Source organism: Paenarthrobacter sp. 10N417, assembly GCF_056394745.1.
This window is the reverse complement of sequence record NZ_JBFTIL010000024.1, coordinates 38,067-56,071: the sequence shown is the minus strand read 5'-3', so window position 1 is coordinate 56,071 and position 18,005 is coordinate 38,067. Positions and strand designations below refer to the sequence as shown.

Annotated in this window: 12 protein-coding genes and 1 riboswitch; of the genes, 3 read left to right on the top strand and 9 right to left on the bottom strand. The window is 62.0% G+C overall.

The annotated features are described in order from the left end of the window. Positions 1–48: 48 nt before the first annotated feature. From rplU to AC1DCM_RS22640, 3 genes are all read right to left on the bottom strand, one after another. On the bottom strand, positions 49–357 hold the full coding sequence (rplU, locus tag AC1DCM_RS22650; RefSeq protein ID WP_216925647.1) for a 50S ribosomal protein L21: 309 nt from the start codon (positions 355–357) through the stop codon (positions 49–51). 377 nt (positions 358–734) lie between these two features. Next, positions 735–2,285 carry a bifunctional hydroxymethylpyrimidine kinase/phosphomethylpyrimidine kinase gene (locus AC1DCM_RS22645; protein WP_477519795.1) on the bottom strand — a complete coding sequence of 517 codons (1,551 nt, stop codon included), beginning with the start codon at positions 2,283–2,285 and terminating at the stop codon, positions 735–737. Further along, positions 2,277–2,374, bottom strand: a riboswitch (TPP riboswitch). Its footprint overlaps the gene before it by 9 nt. Before the next feature lie 146 nt (positions 2,375–2,520). Next, positions 2,521–5,739, bottom strand: a complete 3,219-nt coding sequence (locus tag AC1DCM_RS22640) for an Rne/Rng family ribonuclease (protein ID WP_477519794.1) — start codon at positions 5,737–5,739, stop codon at positions 2,521–2,523. A gap of 479 nt (positions 5,740–6,218) precedes the next feature. Between AC1DCM_RS22640 and AC1DCM_RS22635 the strand changes: the two genes are divergently transcribed. Beyond that, on the top strand, positions 6,219–6,926 hold the full coding sequence (locus AC1DCM_RS22635; protein WP_477519793.1) for a vitamin K epoxide reductase family protein: 708 nt from the start codon (positions 6,219–6,221) through the stop codon (positions 6,924–6,926). 79 nt (positions 6,927–7,005) lie between these two features. Here the strand turns inward: AC1DCM_RS22635 and ndk are convergent, their stop codons facing one another. Genes ndk through ileS form a run of 4 tightly spaced genes read right to left on the bottom strand, consistent with a single transcriptional unit; the run spans position 7,006 to position 12,607 of the window. Continuing rightward, a complete protein-coding gene (ndk, locus tag AC1DCM_RS22630) occupies positions 7,006–7,425 on the bottom strand; it encodes a nucleoside-diphosphate kinase (RefSeq protein ID WP_477519792.1) in 420 nt (139 codons plus the stop codon). 41 nt (positions 7,426–7,466) lie between these two features. Further along, on the bottom strand, positions 7,467–7,919 hold the full coding sequence (locus AC1DCM_RS22625) for a DUF4233 domain-containing protein (RefSeq protein WP_477519791.1): 453 nt from the start codon (positions 7,917–7,919) through the stop codon (positions 7,467–7,469). Between the two features lie 2 nt (positions 7,920–7,921). After that, positions 7,922–9,283, bottom strand: a complete 1,362-nt coding sequence (locus AC1DCM_RS22620; RefSeq protein ID WP_442006143.1) for a bifunctional folylpolyglutamate synthase/dihydrofolate synthase — start codon at positions 9,281–9,283, stop codon at positions 7,922–7,924. Positions 9,284–9,286: 3 nt separating this feature from the next. Next, complete coding sequence (gene ileS / locus AC1DCM_RS22615) at positions 9,287–12,607, bottom strand: isoleucine--tRNA ligase (protein ID WP_477519790.1); 3,321 nt, start codon at positions 12,605–12,607, stop codon at positions 9,287–9,289. Between the two features lie 340 nt (positions 12,608–12,947). Between ileS and AC1DCM_RS22610 the strand changes: the two genes are divergently transcribed. Next, a complete protein-coding gene (locus tag AC1DCM_RS22610) occupies positions 12,948–14,021 on the top strand; it encodes an endonuclease/exonuclease/phosphatase family protein (RefSeq protein ID WP_477519789.1) in 1,074 nt (357 codons plus the stop codon). Between the two features lie 13 nt (positions 14,022–14,034). Here AC1DCM_RS22610 and AC1DCM_RS22605 read toward each other — a convergent pair whose 3' ends face one another. After that, on the bottom strand, positions 14,035–14,814 hold the full coding sequence (locus AC1DCM_RS22605; protein WP_477519788.1) for an SDR family oxidoreductase: 780 nt from the start codon (positions 14,812–14,814) through the stop codon (positions 14,035–14,037). A gap of 22 nt (positions 14,815–14,836) precedes the next feature. Continuing rightward, positions 14,837–15,208, bottom strand: a complete 372-nt coding sequence (locus tag AC1DCM_RS22600) for a DUF488 domain-containing protein (protein ID WP_477519787.1) — start codon at positions 15,206–15,208, stop codon at positions 14,837–14,839. 86 nt (positions 15,209–15,294) lie between these two features. Between AC1DCM_RS22600 and valS the strand changes: the two genes are divergently transcribed. Then, a complete protein-coding gene (gene valS / locus AC1DCM_RS22595) occupies positions 15,295–17,916 on the top strand; it encodes a valine--tRNA ligase (protein WP_477519786.1) in 2,622 nt (873 codons plus the stop codon). Positions 17,917–18,005: the final 89 nt, after the last annotated feature.

Here is an 18,005-nt window from a genome sequence, read left to right as displayed (position 1 = left end):
GCCTCTAAATTTCTGGGGAAACTGAAAATCTGAACAGAGTAACCGAAGTTACTTGATGCTCGTGATCTTGATCTTGGTCAGTTCCTGACGGTGACCCTGGCGCTTCTTGTAGCCGGTCTTGTTCTTGAACTTCTGGATGACGATCTTGGGACCGCGAAGGTCCTCAAGGATCTCAGCCGTGACCGTGACCTTGGCCAGGTCCGCAGCAGCGGACGTGACCTTGTCGCCGTCAACCAGGAGCAAGGCGGGCAGCTCAAGCGTGCTGCCGGCTCCACCGGGGACGCGGTTAAGCGTTACGTAGTCTCCAACGGAAACTTTTTCTTGGCGGCCGCCTGCGCGGACAATCGCGTACACCACTTGGGTACTCACTTCTCTCGACGTTTCTTACTAAATTTGCGTGCGGAACCTTAACCGGAATCAGGCTTGGTTCGCGCTGTGCCTCAACGCCGTGGACTTCAGATCGAAGCCCGCGAGTCATCCCATGAACAATTCCAAGGGGCATAACCCAAGTGTTGGCGTAAGCACCGAAGATCAAGATTACGCTAGTTTGACCTTCAGCTGCAAATGAGGCCGCGTCCGGAGGCTATCGGGTGACTTGCATCACCAGTTGTAACGGACTCTCCCGGCACCGTGCCCATACAGCCTACAGGGTTTGTGGAGGAATACTGCGATTTGGCCGACGACGCGCTGGAGTTTTGTGGAATTGCCCCAGAAGGCAACCTCGGAAACCCTGCTCAGGCGAAGAGCCTGGGTGCATCAAAGAAGGCTGTCTCGTAGCGGCAAGACTGTGCGAAGGCCTCTACCATGGCCTCGCGTTCCTGCGCGGAGGCGAAAATTGCGGCGGCATCGGTAAAGTCGATCGCCTTCCGGGTTGCGGCAGCAAACTCCTCGTCCGCGTACGTCTTCAACCACTCGGCGTAAGGGTGGTCGCTGGGAGCGCCTGCTTGGACATACCCCGCGTGAAGTTGCTGCCCTACCTCCGCATACAGCCAGTAGCAGGGCAGGATTGCCGCCAGCAACACGGCGTAACTGCCGGAGGCTGATGTGGCCAGCAGGTGGTCCACGTACGACCTTGTCACGGGTCCGGTCTGTGTTGAGGCCGAGCGCGTGCTCAGCCAGTTCCGATGGAGCTCGGACTCCACTTCAAGGCAGAGTTGCGATGACTTCGCCCAGAAGAGCTGCTCTTCTTCAGTGGGGGCAAGTGCACCTGCGCGCGCCAAAACCCGCGAGTAGCCGTTCAGGTAAATGGCGTCCTGGGCCAGGTAGTAGTTGAACTCGGGCTCCGGGAGCCGGCCTGACTGCAGGCCCTGGATGAAGGCGAGACCGTAAATCGCATCCAATTCCGGCGCAGCTTCGGCCCACAGCCGCGCGGCAAAGTCGCCGGATTTCCCGGCAGGATTCAGCGCTGGCTCCATGTGGTGGAAGTGGTGGACCGGCCCGCTACCCTTACCCACCTTCAGCCCGTCGGCCGCCGCGAGGGCCTGCAGCAGCCACGGCTTTACCTCGCGGAGAGACGCCTCCCAGTCGCCGGTGCGGGCTTGGACCGTGGCCAACGCCGAGGAGAGCGAGCACCCCGTTCCGTGGCTGTTCCTGGTATCAACGCGGGGCCCAGGCACCTCGATGACGTCCTGTCGCAGCAAACCGCTCGTATTGACCAGCGCATCGGGACAGTCGTTTCCTGCCAAGTGGCCGCCCTTTACCAAAACCGTCGTTCCACACTCAGCAGCCAGGCGTTTACCCTGGTCAAGCGCCGTAGCCCAGTCGGGGGCTTCGGGCTCCCCCAGCAACATCGCCAGCTCGGGAAGGTTTGGGGTGACGAGATCCGCCAACGGCAGGAGGCTGCGCAGCGCAATTTCGGCGGTCTCCCGCAGAAGGCGGTCGCCGCTGGTGGCAACCATCACCGGGTCAAGGACCACGACGGCGGGACGCACCTCTTCGAGCCAACTGCGGACTTCGTCGATGACGGCCGCATCACCCAACATCCCGATCTTGACCGCATCAATCTCAATATCGCTGCTGATCGCGTCCAGTTGCTGACGCAGGAACTCGACGGGCGGAACATGGACTGCACTGACGCCCAACGTGTTCTGGGCCGTCAAAGCCGTGATGGCAGCCATGCCATAGCCCCCGTGCGCTGCGATGCTCTTCAAGTCTGCCTGGATTCCGGCGCCGCCAGAAGGATCCGAGCCGGCAATGCTGAGCACCCTCGGATGTGGCCGGGCCGGGACTGCTCCCATACCCGCGGCGCAGACAGGGTAGACAGCGGAATTCGACGATGAAGCCATGGTGGACATCCCTTCGCCGGTGCTAACCGGACAGGTTCAACGGGTCTGGATCTCAGCCTGGCCCGTGCCCGGCACCCCGTGTCAGTTTCCTAGCGTAGCCCGGAAGCCCCTCGCCCCGGGAACCGGACAGCTTCGGGGAATCGATGTGACTGGCGGGCAACGAAAGAGCCCCGCAGTATCCGCCGTAAACGGATGCTGCGGGACTCTTTGGTTGCTTAGTGACTGGTTGCCCTGCTTACAGCTCTGAAGCGGGAACTCCCACCCCAAGGATGATGGGTTCGTCCGCTACCTTCTTTTTGGCCGGCTCTTCCGCTGCCGGCGCCTTGGCCTCATGGGCAGATCCGCCAGCGGCAGCAGCAGTTACCTCGTGGTGTTCCACACTGGTTTCGTTTGCGGCACCCTGCGCCCTGCTGGCACTGCGGTTCCTCCGGCCACGACGACCACGGGCACGCGACGAATGATCGTGCTCATCGGTAGTGCCAGCAGAAGCACTGGCAGGGGAAACGGCGGCAGCAGCCGCAGGTTCGGAAACCGAAGCCGTGGCCTCTTCCTCCGCAGACGGCGGGGCACCGAGGTGCGAGAACGCCTCGGCCAGCAGGTCCAGGCTCATGGCCGGCTTGCCAGCAGTTGGTTCCTCATGATGTTCCACAAACGGAAGAGCCACTTCTTCGCCACCGAAACGCAGAACAGGAGTGGCGCGCGCTTCCCGAACCGCAGCCTCATGACTGGCCGTATCAGGTGCAGCCGGAACGCCAGCCTCGCCGGTTGCAGCCTCAGGGGCAGATCCATCGGTGTGACCCTGCTGGCCTGCTGCACGGGCCTGCTCCTCCGCGCGGTGAACCTCGTCATCGTGCAGGTGGGCGGCATGTGCTGCAGCGGCGATCGTGGCAAGAGCTGCCCTGGTCGCCTCAGCCTTCGCCTGGCGGACCGGGTCCACGGACTCCGTGGTCGCAGGAGCTGCGGGGGCGGCCGGCGTGCTGTGGACTGCAGGAGGCACTTCGGCCATTGCCGGTCCCCCACCCTTGCCACGGCGGCGCTTACGATCAGTGCGTGCAGCAGGCTGTTGGGGTTCGACGTGCGGGCGGTGATGCTCGGCAGCAACGACGTTGGCGCGTCGGTGCTCCACCGGCTCATCATGGGTGACGACACCCCGTCCGGCACAGTGCTCGCACTGCTCACCGAATACCTCGAGCAGGCCGGTGCCCATGCGTTTGCGCGTCATCTGCACCAGGCCCAGCGATGTCACTTCGGCCACTTGGTGTTTGGTGCGGTCACGACCCAGGCATTCCACCATTCGGCGGAGCACCAGGTCACGGTTCGATTCGAGGACCATGTCAATGAAGTCGATGACGATGATGCCACCAATATCGCGCAGGCGTAGCTGGCGAACAACTTCCTCGGCTGCTTCAAGGTTGTTCTTGGTCACGGTTTCTTCCAGGTTTCCACCGCTGCCGGTGAACTTGCCTGTATTAACATCCACCACGGTCATGGCTTCGGTGCGATCGATGACAAGGGAACCACCAGACGGAAGGAAAACCTTGCGTTCCAGCGCCTTGTGGATCTGTTCGTCGATCCGCCAGGCAGCAAAAATGTCCTGGTCCTTGGTCCACTTCTCAAGGCGGCCCACCAGATCGGGAGCCACGTACGTAACGTAAGCCTCGATGGTGTCCCAGGCGTCGTCCCCGGAAACGATCAACTTGGAGAAGTCTTCGTTGAAGACATCCCGGACAACCTTGATGGTGAGGTCCGGTTCGCCGTAAAGCAGTTCCGGAGCCAGCACCTTCGTGGAGGACGCCTGCCCTTCAATGCCTTCCCACTGCGCGCGCAGACGGTTGATATCGTGCGTCAGTTCTTCCTCGGAAGCACCTTCAGCGGCTGTGCGCACAATGACGCCGGCGTTCTCCGGCAATCGATCCTTGAGGATGCGCTTGAGGCGGTTGCGTTCGACGTCAGGAAGTTTGCGCGAGATACCGGTCATGGAACCGCCCGGCACGTACACAAGGTAGCGGCCCGGGAGGGAGATCTGGCTGGTGAGGCGGGCACCCTTGTGTCCAACCGGGTCCTTGGTGACCTGCACCAGGACGGAATCACCGGACTTCAGCGCATTCTCGATCCGGCGCGGCTGGCCCTCAAGGTTCACTGCGTCCCAGTTCACTTCACCGGCATACAGCACGGCGTTACGGCCACGTCCGATGTCAACAAAAGCAGCCTCCATGGAAGGCAGAACATTCTGGACCTTGCCCAGATACACGTTGCCAATGAGGGAGTCCTGCTGGGTCTTGGACACAAAGTGCTCGGCCAAGACGCCGTCTTCAAGGACCGCGATCTGAATTCTGTCGTCGCGCTGGCGGACGATCATCTGGCGATCCACGGACTCGCGGCGGGCAAGGAACTCAGCCTCGGTAATCACCTGGCGGCGACGTCCGGTCTCGCGGGATTCGCGGCGGCGCTGCTTCTTGGCCTCAAGCCTGGTGGAACCCTTAACGCTGGTAACGCGGTTTGACGGGGCCGTCTCAGTGATCGGGCGGGGCGCGCGGACACGGGTCACCGTGTTGGGCGGGTCATCGTCAGAGCCGCCCGTCAGTTCGAGATCCTGGTCACCCCTGCGGCGACGGCGACGACGACGCGACGTGACGCCCTCTTCGAGGGCTTCCGCTGCCGGAGCTTCTTCTTCGTCCTCAGTCTCAGTGCCGTCCTCGGCATCGGACTCGTCGCGTTCGTTTCCGCGCCGACCACGGCGGCCACGGCTCCGGCGACGACGACGGCTGCTGGAATCCTCCAGCTCCTCGGTTGTCCCCGTTTCCGGAGTTTCTTCAGTCTCTTCGGCCTTTTCCTCGACGGCCGGACGTGCCACGGTGCTGAGGTCAGGGGCCTGGAAGATCATGGACGTAATGGAGACCGGCTCCAGGAACAAAGACGTTGAACCGGGGGCGGACTCCTCGGCAGCTTCAGCCTCTTCCTCGGCGGGAATGGTGCCTTCTACGGCAGCATCCGGCGCCGGCTGGGACCCGRCATCCGGCGTCGTGATTTCTTCGGTGGTTTCCACAGCGGCAGAGGCTGCAGGCGTCTCAGCGGCCGTTGCGTCAGCTGCGTTTACGTCCTTGGGCTTGGTAGTCCGACGACGGCGGACCGGCTTTTCAGGGGCAGGTTCGGCATCGGTTTCCGGCTGGGACGCTACCCCGGCCTGGTCATCAAAACCGGGGAGGGGCTCGGCAGGCACTGTTGTCTTGCGCGCGCGGCTACGGCGTGCCGGCGCCTTCACGGCTGCTTCGGTGGGTTCAGTACTGGTGGCTTCTTCGGCAGCTTCCTCAGAAGCGACAGCTTCTTCAGTACCGGCTGTTTCGACCGCTTTGGGCGCAGCCTTGCGCCGTGTCCGGGTGGTCTTTTTGGGCGCTTCCGCAGTTTCCGCGGTAGCTGCCTCTTCATTAACGGCTACAACCTGGTCATTATCCATATGTGGCAACACTCCTGCCCCAGCGACGCCGCCACATCCGGCGCCCAGTGGGGCAATTATTTGTCAAAACCCTCAGGCGTTGACAGAAGTCGGTAGTATTCCTTCCGGTTCGCACCATCATTGGGGTGCGGCAGCCCTGGAAGGCCGATGGCTTTGCTCTGAAACCCGTTGTTCTGCTGCCACAACCAGGTGCCGTCCATTGTCATGGCGGGCATGCGAAGGATCACGTGATCCAGGCAGGCCCTGCTCATGCTGGCGGTCTTGGGAACAAGTCACCGGACCGGATTCCGAATGTGGATCGGCTTCCGGCCATGTTCATTCTCTCACACCCCTGCACATTCGAAGCGTAGGAGACTGTGTCGCACGGTGGGGAAAGTGCCTGTACAAGCTGGGGACCATGTCCAGCCTCCGGCGTTACAATCCTCAGAAGAGCCGTTCCCGGACTGGCCGGGTCATTGTCGAAAAGGATTGCGTCCGCGATGCCAAGCACCGCCAGGGGAAACCTGGCCAATCAAGCCTCCACCCCTGCGGGTGGGAAGACCACCGAGCCTGGATTGCAGCGCGCGGCCGGGCCTGATTCCCTGCCTGATTCCCTGCCTAGGGCCGTGCAGAACAAGCCATTTGCGTGGCTCCTGCTGATCACCGGCGTCATCGGCTGGCTGGCTTCCGGGGCATTGGTCCTTGAGAAGCTGGCAGTGCTCAAAGACCCCAACCACATCACGCTCTGCGATGTGAATCCGTGGGTTTCCTGCGGAGCCGTGATGCAGACACCGCAAAGCTCCGTTTTCGGGTTCCCCAACATGTTCATCGGGATTGTCGCCTTTGCGGTGATCATCACCACTGCCATGGGACTCCTGGCCGGGGCCAAGTATTCACGCAGCTACTGGCTGGGCTTGCAGGCAGGTGTAACCCTTGGATTCGTTTTTGTTGTGTGGTTGTGGTCTCAGGCCCTGTATGTCATCAACGTGCTGTGCCCGTACTGCATGGTGGTGTGGGCAGTCATGATTCCCATGTTCGTCTGGGTGACCATCCGCAACATCTCCCATGGAGTCATCAAAGCCCCGCCAGCGCTGGCCAAGATCCTGGGTGACTCCGGGTGGATCATTGTGGCACTGCTGTACGTAGCTGTGATCGCCACGATCTTCTTCGCCTTCATCCACGTCTTCGCCGGTACCTCGGGCTACTAAAACAACTCCGCGAGATGACAGTTAAGGCCAATGTTCACTGCGAACATTGGCCTTAACTGTTATCTCGGCGAGGGCGTCGTTAGCCCGCGAACCAGATCTTGATCTCACGCTCGGCGGAGTCAACGGAGTCCGAGCCGTGCACGAGGTTCTGCTGGACTGCCAGGCCCCAGTCACGGCCGAAGTCGCCGCGGATGGTGCCCGGTGCCGCAGTGGTGGGGTCGGTAGTGCCCGCCAAGGAGCGGAAGCCTTCGATCACGCGGTGGCCTTCGAAGACAGCGGCGATGACCGGGCCGCTGAGCATGAATTCCACCAGTGGTTCGTAGAACGGCTTGCCCACGTGTTCTTCGTAGTGCTGCTCCAGCAGCTCGCGGGTCGCGTTGACCTTCTTCAGCTCAGCCAAGGCGTAGCCCTTGGCTTCGATCCGGGCGAGGATGCTTCCGCTGAGGTTGCGGCCGACGCCGTCGGGCTTGATCAGGACAAGGGTCCGTTCAATGCTCACAGTTGCTCCAATGTGATGGGCGGGTGGGTTTCCCAGCCAGTTTACGGGGTTTCCGGACCTGCCCCGTCACTGTGCGTTGCATCCCATTCAGCCTGTTCCCGGTCCCGTTGAGCCACTTCACGGTCGATCCGCATCCCCGTCCGGATTCCGTACCACCAGCAGATGGCGAAGAGGACGCCCACGATGAACATCATGGGCTCGGCGATCCCAGTCAGGATCAACAGGAGCTGCAGCCCCCAGCCCAGGCCGATTCCCCAGGGCTTGGACAACACGGCACAGGCCAGAACGAGGACTACGCTGAGCGTGATGCCGACGCCCAGGATGATTCCAGGAGCCACTTCGCCACGCTTTAAGCCAAAGACCACCAACGTGCCGAAGAAGGCTACGAAGGCTTCAAGCAACAGCACGGTGGATGCAAACATCACCTTGGTGGACCGGCGCTTTTTGGGCATCCCGGGGCGCCATTCACGCTGGGCCTTGGTCAGCTTTGCCACGGTCAGGCACCTTCCTTGCCAAGGAGGATGCGTGCCTCGGCCACCAGAGTGATGGAGCCGGTGACCAGGACGCCGCCGGAAAGGTCATCATTGGACTCGGCGCGTTCAACGGCCCACTCCAGGGCATCATCAAGTTTCTCGGCGATGTGGACGTTGTCCTCGCCAAAGCCAAGATCGACGGCGAGTTCGGCCAGTTCCGCTGCAGGGACGGCCCGCAGCGAGTTGGACTGGGTGAAGCAGAACTCCTCGGCCAGGTCTCCGAGCTGCTCCTTCAGGGTCTTAAGGATCTCCTCGGCGTCCTTCTCCCGGAGTACTCCCACGACCACCACGAGCTTGCCGAAGCTGAACGCCTCATGGATGGCCTCCGCAGAGACGCGGATCCCTTCGGGGTTGTGGGCGGCATCCACCACAATGGTCGGTGCTGTCCGCACCACTTCCAGGCGGCCGGGGGACGTCACATTGCCGAAGGCTTCTTTCAGGACATCGATATCGAGCTCTTTCTCTCCTCCACCGAAGAACGCCTCCAATGCCGCTACAGCAACGGCCGCATTCTCTGCCTGGTGCGCACCATGCAGAGGCAGCAGGAGGTCCTCGTAGCGACCCGCCAGGCCTTGGACGGTCAGGACTTGTCCGCCCACCGCTACGCTGCGCGACTCCACACCAAACTCAACACCCTCGAAGCGGAACGGGACGTCCACCTCGCGGGCTTTTTCCAGCAGGACCTGGGCAGCGTCCACCGGCTGGGCAGCACTCACCAGGAAACCACCCGGTTTGATGATCCCGGCCTTCTCATAGGCGATGTCCTCGGTGGTGTCGCCCAGGAGATCCGTGTGGTCCAGGGAGATCGGCGTGATGACAGAGACTTGGCCATCGCCCACATTGGTGGCATCCGTAATGCCGCCGAGGCCAACTTCCATGACCGCCACATCCACCGGCTGGTCAGCGAAAATCGCGAAGCCAAGGATCGTCACGCACTCAAAGTATGTGAGCCGGGGCTGGTTCTCAGCTATGAGCTCGTTGTCCACGATTTCCAGGTACGGACGGATCTCGTCCCAGATCCGAACAAACGTCGCATCTGATACGGGCTCACCATCAATGCTGATGCGCTCGGTGACTTTTGAAAGGTGCGGGCTGGTATAACGGCCTGTGCTTAACCCGTGTGCACGAAGCCCGGCCTCAATCATGCGGGCCGTGGAGGTCTTGCCGTTGGTTCCCGTGATGTGGATGATCGGGAAAGCCTTGTTGGGCTCCCCCAGCACGTCCATGGCCCTGAAAAGCGGTGCCAACCGGGGTTCCATCTTGTTTTCAGGTGCACGGCCAAGAAGTTCGGCGTACACACTTTCCACTGAGAATTCGTCAGTCATGATTCAGGCCCCTGCCTTTGCTACAGTGACGCGCGGTTCCTCGGCGCTGGAGAGAAGGACTTCCAATTCCAGGGACAGCGTCTCGGTCTTGACGAGCTCAGCGTTGGCTTCCAAGGCATCAACAACGTCCTGCTGTGCCTGGACAGACGTGCGGATACGGTCGCTGACATTCAGTCCAGCATCCTTGCGTGCTTGCTGGATGGAACGAACCATGTCACGGGCAAGTCCTTCCGCAGCAAGCTCCGGAGTGACTTCGGTGTTCAGGACGACGAATCCCCCACCCGGCAGCACCGAGACGGCCTTCCGGGCGGCAGCACCGCCGTCGGACGTTTCTCCGACCACAGTCTCCAGGCTGTATTCATGCGGCTCAAGCTCGAGTCCCCCGGCCACCACCGCGCCTGAATCGTTCACGGACCAGTCGCCTGACTTGGACCCCTTGATGGCCTGCTGCACGTTCTTGCCCAGGCGCGGACCGGCAGCCCGGGCGTTGACCACCAGTTTCTGCTCGATGCCGAACTCCTCCGGCGAAGCCGAAGCAGCGTCCAACAAGCGGACGGAGCGAAGGTTCAGTTCATCAGCGACGACGCCGGCGAAGCCTTCCAGCGCATCTGCACCAGGTGCCACCACAGTCAGTTCCTGGAGCGGCAGGCGGACCCGCAGGTTCGCGGCCTTGCGCAGGCTTGAGCCGGTGGAGCAGATCTGCTGCACGCGGTCCATGGCCTCCACGAGCTCTGGGTTGGAGGGGAACAGTGAGGCATCAGGCCAGTCGGCCAGGTGCACAGAGCGGCCGCCTGTCAGCCCGCGCCAGATCTCCTCGGTCACCAGCGGCAGCAGGGACGCAGATACGCGGCACACAGCTTCGAGGGCGGTGTACAAGGCGTCAAAGGCATCAACATTCTCGTCGAAGAAGCGCTGGCGGCTGCGGCGGACGTACCAGTTGGTGAGCATATCCAGGTAGCTGCGCAGTTCATCGCAGGCCCCGGAGATGTCGTAGCTGTCCAGGCTGGCAGTGATGTTCCGGACCAGGTCTCCTGTGTTGGCCAGGAGGTATTGGTCCAGGGTGTCGGAGTAGCCGTCGTAGCGCAGCTTCGCCTCGTAGCCCGAACCGCCGTTGGCAGCGTTCGTGTAGAGGGTAAAGAAGCTGTAAACATTCCACACCGGCAGGATGACCTGGCGAACGCCGTCGCGGATGCCCTGCTCGGTAACCACCAGGTTGCCGCCGCGAAGGATCGGGCTGGACATGAGGAACCAGCGCATGGCGTCGGAGCCGTCACGGTCCAGGACCTCGGAAACGTCCGGATAGTTCCGCAGGCTCTTGGACATTTTTTGGCCGTCGGAGCCCAAGACGATGCCGTGGCTGATGACGTTGCGGAAAGCGGGACGGTCAAACAGCGCCGTGGACAGGATGTGAAGCATGTAGAACCAGCCGCGGGTCTGGCCGATGTACTCCACGATGAAGTCCGCAGGGTTGTGGGTGTCGAACCATTCCTCGTTCTGGAACGGGTAGTGCACCTGGCCGTATGGCATGGAACCGGAGTCGAACCAGACGTCCAGGACATCTTCGACGCGGCGCATGGTGGATTGCCCCTCAGCCGGCGTACGGGGGTCGTCCGGGTTGGGGCGCGTCAGGTCATCGATGAAGGGCCTGTGCAGGTCCACCTGACCTTCATTGTTGACCGGCAGTCGGCCGAAGTCCGCCTCAATGTCAGCGAGCGAGCCGTAAACGTCCGTACGCGGGTACTCGGGATCATCGGACTGCCACACGGGAATCGGCGAACCCCAATAGCGGTTACGGCTGATCGACCAGTCGCGGGCGTTGTCCAGCCATTTGCCGAACTGGCCATCCTTGACGTTGCCCGGGATCCAGTTGATCTCCTGGTTCAACTCGGACATGCGGTCCTTGAACTTGGTGACCTCCACATACCAGGACGATACGGCTCGGTAGATCAGCGGGTTCCGGCAACGCCAGCAGTGCGGGTAGCTGTGCTCGTAGCTGGCCTGGCGGACCAGGCGGCCGTCCGCGCGGAGGACCTGGGTGATGGGCTTGTTGGCATCGAAGACCTGCAGGCCCACAATGGAGGCCAGTTCTCCGTGCGCAAACAACGGCAGGAACTTCGCGCCCTCGTCCACGGACAGGACAACGGGAATGCCGGCGTCTTCACAGACCTTCTGGTCGTCCTCACCATAGGCCGGGGCCTGGTGGACAATGCCCGTACCGTCAGTGGTAGTCACGTAGTCAGCTACGAGGAAGCGCCAGGCGTTCTGCGTGCCGTACTTCTCGGCATCGGCGAAGTCGTTCCAGAGCGGCTCGTACTCAAGCCCCGCCAACTCTGCGCCTGTATGCGTTGACACGACGGCGGCAGTTGCGGCCTCTGCGCCACCGGCACCATCTCCGTACCCCAAATCCTTGGCGTAGGTCCCCACGAGGTCAGCGGCCAGCAGGAAGCTGCCCGAGACCGGCGCTTCGGCAGAAGCAGCTTTGACGCCATTCGGACCGGCGGGCAGGACGGCGTAAGAAATCCCAGGCCCGACAGCGAGCGCCAGGTTGGTGGGCAGCGTCCAGGGCGTGGTGGTCCAGGCCAGGGCCTGGACGCCTGCGAGCGCCTGGGAGAGTTCGGACTCCCCGGCCTTGATGGGGAACGTCACCGTGACGGTCTGGTCCTGGCGGTTCTTGTAGACGTCGTCGTCCATGCGGAGTTCATGGTTGGAGAGCGGGGTCTCGTCCTTCCAGCAGTACGGGAGCACGCGGTACCCGTTATAGGTGAGGCCCTTCTCATGCAACTGCTTGAAGGCCCACAGCACTGATTCCATGTACTCGACGTTGAGTGTCTTGTAATCGTTGTCGAAGTCCACCCAGCGGGCCTGGCGGGTGACGTAGGCCTTCCATTCGTTGGCGTACTTCATCACGGACGCGCGGCAGGCGTCGTTGAATTTGTCGATGCCCATGGCTTCGATCTGGGTCTTGTCTGTCATTCCCAGCTGCTTCATGGCTTCCAATTCAGCTGGGAGCCCGTGGGTGTCCCAGCCGAAGCGGCGTTCCACGCGCTTTCCGCGCTGCGTTTGGTAGCGCCCTACAAGGTCTTTGGCGTAACCAGTGAGGAGGTGGCCGTAGTGCGGGAGGCCGTTGGCGAAGGGAGGGCCATCGTAGAAGACGAATTCGTTGCTGCCGTCTTTGCCCGCATCACGCTGGTCGATGCTTGCCTGGAAGGTGCCGTCTTCATCCCAGTACTTGAGGATGCGCTCTTCGATTTCCGGGAACTTCACGGAAGCGGACACGCCGTGCGTGCCTGAAGGAGACGCTGAGGCCTTGGGGTAGTGGGTCATCTCATATCCTGTGATAGCTGGTTGACTGTCAGGATGCGAGGACGGCTTCAGTGTTTGCTGTTGCCGCGGTACCACCTCACTTACCGATACCTTGGCGCCCCTTGGTAGGGGAACCTCCGGTTCCGGCCTCTCATTACTGCTGTGACGGGCTTACCCGTCCGGTTCTACTGGGCGCTTGGCACCTTTCGGTGGTCAATGCGGTTCTTCCGGAAGCTCACCGGTGATGGCCGGGTCAACGCTGGTCTCCCAAGTCTAGCGGCAGGAGAGCCCGGTGCTCCACTCGCAGGATCATCCTTCGGGTGGACAAGCTGGATGCCCTCGGCTGCATAGACTCGACACCATGACCAACCCCGCCCCTGTCCTTCCGGCCGCACGCCCGGTAAAACGCTGGTTGGGTGGCCAGGCATCCCCTATATGGTCGGTCCTGGCTCTGCTCTTGGCGATGCCGGTGGCAGGAATGTCCTTGTTCAGGGCGGTCCCCACGGAGTGGCCGCTGGTGATTGTTCAACTCTTGTCCTTCACCCCATGGGTGGTCCTGCCCTCGACGCTGGCGATGGTCCTTGCGTTGGCGGGGCGTCGCCTGTGGGTCATCATCACGACGGCGGCCCTGCTGGCTCTCCAATTGTTCTGGCTTTTTCCGTTGGACCCGGGAAGGGCAGAAGCAGTTCCTCCGGGGACCGCGACAGTTTCCGTGAAGGTGATGAGCCTCAACACTGAATACGGTGAGGCTGACGCAAGCGCCATCGTAAAGCTGGTCCGGGACAACGGTGTTCAACTCTTGACCCTCCAGGAGCATACTCAAGGGCTGGAAGACCGTCTGCGCTCCGAGGGCTTGGAGTCAATACTGCCGAACCTTGTCAGTGAACCAAACGACGACGCTTCCGGTGGCGCCGTGTATTCCGTGTTCCCTCTGCAGCCGGAGGGACTTCTGCCTGATACCCCATTCCGGATGGACGTCACGCGGGTCCTCATCACAGATCCGGTCAGCATCACCGATCCGGGCAGTTCCAAGGCCACGTTGAACCTCACGAACGTTCATGCTCTGCCCCCGGTTGATGAGCGGATCCAGCAGTGGCGCAGCGACCTCGTCCAGGTTGCCCGACAGGCCTCCCGGCCGGGATATCACCTGCTGATGGGCGACTACAACTCCACCTACGATCACTCCGAGTTCCGTGCATTGCTTGATCCTGCCCTGGGCGGTGGGCAGGACGGGAAAAAGCTCGTCGACGTCGGAACAGCCTCAGGCGGGCGGTTCTCTCCCACTTGGCCAATGGAGGGACCACCTCTTCCGGGAATAGTGATCGACCATATGGTTACCTCGCCCCGGATCAGCAGCAGCGGCTACGGAGTCCACCAGGTTTCCGGTTCTGACCATGCCGCCATTGTGGCAACGCTGATTATTCCCGCCAGCTAGTACGCCCTGTGCTTCAGCTTTCCTTGCGGATGAGCTTGTGGTTGGCCGCCTGCGCAACAGGGCGGATAACGATCTGGTCCAGGTTGATGTGGTGTGGCAGCGAGACTGCGTACTTGACGACGTCGGCCACATCCTCTGCCGTGAGGGGCTTTTCGACTCCGGCATAAACCTTGGCGGCTGCGTCCTTGTCGCCCAGCCGGTTGAGGGCAAATTCCTCAGTGTGGACCAGTCCCGGTGCTACCTCGATAACCCGGATGTTGTTACCCACTTCTTCCAGCCTCAGGGCGGTGGTCATCGCGTGCTGGGCAAACTTTGCCGCGTTGTATCCGGCGCCGCCTTCGTAAGCAGCCAGTCCGGCGGTGGATGTCAGGTTCAGGACAGTTCCTTCCCCGTCCTCCCTCAACATCGGAAGGAATGCCCGGGTGATTTTCATGGTGCCCAGGACGTTGACCTGGTACATCCACTCCCAATCCTCAGTATCGGCGTTCGCGATCGTGTCCGCGCCCCGGGCACCGCCGGCAATGTTGATGAGGGTATCGGCTCCCCCGGCTTTGGAAACAGCCTGCAAAAGGGCTGCCACGTCGTCGTCGCTGGTGATGTCAGCCGCGAACGGAATGGCGCCGGTTTCGGCACCCAGCGCGCCCAACCGATCGGCCCTGCGGGCAACCGCAAAGACCTTCCAGCCTGTGGAGGCCAGCGCCCGCACCGTAGCCTCGCCAATGCCCGTGCTCGCGCCGGTTACTACTGCCGTTTTGTTCTGAACTGGATGAGCCGTCTGTGCTGCCAAAGTCATGGCACCACACTATCCGCAGGCCTCAAGCATCTGCTCGGCCGAGCAGGAAGTCGCGTAACACCACGGCATGGTTGACCTGTGGATCGCGCGCGGCATAAAGCAGGGTGACCCGCGGATTCGACGCCGCCAACTCCAGCAAGGTCTGAACTGCGGGATTTCCGTCCAACTCAGCCTCATACTGCTGCCTGAAATCGGCGAATCGTTCCTGCATGTGGGCGAACCCGGTCCGCAACGGCGGCGATGGGGCAACGTCCTTGAGCCAAAGATCCAAGTGGGCCTTGTCCTTGGACACCCCGCGCGGCCAGAGACGGTCCACCAAAACCCGGAACCCGTCGTCGTCAGCGGGTTCATCGTAGATGCGTTTGAGGACGAAAACCTTACTGGAAGGAGCCATGTACTGACGCTAGCGCAAATGGATATAACTGAGCTTTGGTGCAAGGAGGTGCAATGCCTGGTGCACTTTGATGAAACAATTGGCCCATGGCTGAATCAACGCAGGGTACAGACACGCCCGCCACCGCCCCCATCAACGTTCCCGACAAACCGGCCCTTGAAGGCCTGGAGGCCGCGCTGACGCAGCGCTGGCTGGACGAAGGAACCTACAAGTTCAATCCGGACACCACCCGGGAGCAGGTCTACTCGATTGACACTCCCCCGCCGACCGCCTCGGGCTCCCTGCATGTGGGGCACATGTTCTCGTTCACCCAGACAGACGTCCAGGCCCGCTATATGCGCATGACCGGAAAGAACGTCTTCTACCCCATGGGTTGGGACGACAACGGCCTGCCCACCGAGCGTCGCGTCCAGAACTTCTACGGTGTGCGCTGCGATCCCGCCATCCCCTACAACGCCGACTACCGTCCTCCCGCCCAGCCGGCCAAGAACCAGCGCGATTTCGACGTCGTTTCCCGGCAGAACTTCATCGAGCTGTGCGAGGAACTCGCTGTTGAGGACGAAAAAGTCTTCGAGAACCTGTTCCAGACCCTCGGTTTGTCCGTGGACTGGGACCTGACCTACCGCACCATCGACGACACCTCCCGTGCGGTATCCCAGCGAGCCTTCCTCGCCAACCTCTCTGCCGGTGACGCTTACATGGCCGAGGCGCCCACGCTGTGGGATGTTACCTTCCGCACGGCCGTTGCACAGGCTGAACTGGAGGACCGCGAGGTTGCCGGCGCGTACTACCGCTACCCCTTCTTCACTGAAGACGGCGAAAAGATCTTCATCGAAACCACGCGCCCGGAGCTTCTTGCCGCGTGCGCTGCCCTGGTGGCAAACCCCGACGACGAACGGTACAAGCCGCTCTTCGGCAAAACAGTGAAATCCCCGCTGTTCGATGTAGAGCTTGAAGTCAAGGCCCACCCGCTCGCCAAGGCGGACAAGGGTTCCGGCATTGCCATGGTCTGCACATTTGGTGACCTCACCGACGTCACCTGGTGGCGTGAACTGCAGCTGCCTACACGCGCCATCATGGGCCGCGACGGCCGCATCATCGCCGAGACCCCGGAATGGATCACCACCGACGCCGGCAAGGAAGCCTACGCTGCGATCGCCGGCAAGACGGCTTTCTCCGCTAAAGAAGCAGTCGTAGAGCTCCTCACTGCAGCAGACCTGTTGGACGGCGAACCAAAGAAGATCACGCACCCTGTGAACTTCTTCGAAAAGGGCGACAAGCCCCTGGAGGTCGTGACCTCACGCCAGTGGTACATCCGCAACGGCGGGCGAGACGAAGAACGCCGCGAACGCCTGATCGGCCGCGGCCAGGAAATCACCTTCCACCCCTCCTTCATGCGCTCCCGCTACGAGAACTGGATTGCGGGCCTGAACGGCGACTGGCTCGTATCGCGCCAACGCTTCTTCGGAGTGCCCATCCCCGTCTGGTACTCCCTGGATGCGCAGGGCAACCCGGACTACGACCACCCCATCCTGCCCTCGGACGACATGCTCCCCGTGGATCCCGCCGCAGATGCAGCCCCCGGCTTTGAGGAAGCGCAGCGCGATCAGGCCAACGGCTTCACAGGTGACGCCGACGTCCTGGACACCTGGGCCACCTCCTCCCTTACCCCGCAGATCGTGGGTGGCTGGAGCCGTGACGAGGAACTGTTCTCCAAGGTCTACCCCTTCGACCTCCGCCCCCAGGGTCACGACATCATCCGCACCTGGCTGTTCTCCTCCGCTGTCCGCGCCGACGCCTTGCAGAAGAGCGCGCCTTGGAAGCATGCAGCTATCTCCGGGTGGATCCTTGACCCGGACCGCAAAAAGATGTCCAAGTCCAAAGGCAACGTGGTTGTCCCCACGGACGTCCTGAACGAGTTCGGCTCAGACGCCGTCCGCTACTGGGCAGCCTCGGCCAAGCTCGGCGCAGACACGGCGTATGAGATCGCGCAGATGAAGATCGGCCGTCGGTTGGCCATCAAGCTGCTCAACGCCTCCAAGTTCGTGCTGAACCTCGGGGCCACCGAAAACTCCGTGGTGTCCAGCGATCTCTCCGCGCTGACCAATCCGCTGGACCGGGCACTGCTCGCTCAGTTGTCCGACGTCGTTGCCCAGTCCACCAAGGCCTTCGAAAACTACGACTACGCCCGGGCACTGCAGATCACCGAGTCATTCTTCTGGCAGTTCACTGACGACTACGTCGAGCTGATCAAGGACCGCGCCTACGGTGCGGCCGGGGACTCGGAGCAAGCATCCGTGCTGGCTGCCCTGGCCACCACCTTGGATTCCTTGCTGCGCCTTTTCGCGCCGTTCCTGCCCTTCGCAACCGAAGAGGTGTGGAGCTGGTGGCGCACCGGCTCGGTTCACCGCGCCCAGTGGCCGGCCGCACTGGAAATCGCCGACGGCGACACCACGATGCTTGGCACTGTTGGCGTAGCACTGAGTGGCATCCGCAAGGCCAAGTCCGAGGCCAAAGTGAAGCAGCGCACCGAAGTACTCTCGGCCTCCATCACGGCCAATGAAATGCTGGTTGCACAGCTGAAGGCCGGACTCGGAGACCTGAAGGCCGCCGCTAACGCCCAGGAGATTGCACTCCAGTCCGGCGAGGGTGAGCTGACGGTCAGCGACGTCGTCCTGGCACCAGCAGAAGAAACGCCCGCCGTCTAGAATTTTTGGGCAAAGGGGAAGCCCCATCAGCGTTTTGCCGTTGGTGGGGCTTCGACTTTTCGGCTGTCTGGTGACGGCTTGACAGTCTG

What these genes read in the sequence shown, in the direction of transcription:
- AC1DCM_RS22600 (WP_477519787.1), bottom strand. Translation starts at nt 15,208, where the DNA reads ATGGCTCCTTCCAGTAAGGTTTTCGTCCTCAAACGCATCTACGATGAA.
- AC1DCM_RS22605 (WP_477519788.1), bottom strand. Translation starts at nt 14,814, where the DNA reads ATGACTTTGGCAGCACAGACGGCTCATCCAGTTCAGAACAAAACGGCA.
- AC1DCM_RS22645 (WP_477519795.1), bottom strand. Translation starts at nt 2,285, where the DNA reads ATGGCTTCATCGTCGAATTCCGCTGTCTACCCTGTCTGCGCCGCGGGT.
- AC1DCM_RS22635 (WP_477519793.1), top strand. Translation starts at nt 6,219, where the DNA reads ATGCCAAGCACCGCCAGGGGAAACCTGGCCAATCAAGCCTCCACCCCT.
- ileS (WP_477519790.1), bottom strand. Translation starts at nt 12,607, where the DNA reads ATGACCCACTACCCCAAGGCCTCAGCGTCTCCTTCAGGCACGCACGGC.
- AC1DCM_RS22620 (WP_442006143.1), bottom strand. Translation starts at nt 9,283, where the DNA reads ATGACTGACGAATTCTCAGTGGAAAGTGTGTACGCCGAACTTCTTGGC.
- valS (WP_477519786.1), top strand. Translation starts at nt 15,295, where the DNA reads ATGGCTGAATCAACGCAGGGTACAGACACGCCCGCCACCGCCCCCATC.
- AC1DCM_RS22610 (WP_477519789.1), top strand. Translation starts at nt 12,948, where the DNA reads ATGACCAACCCCGCCCCTGTCCTTCCGGCCGCACGCCCGGTAAAACGC.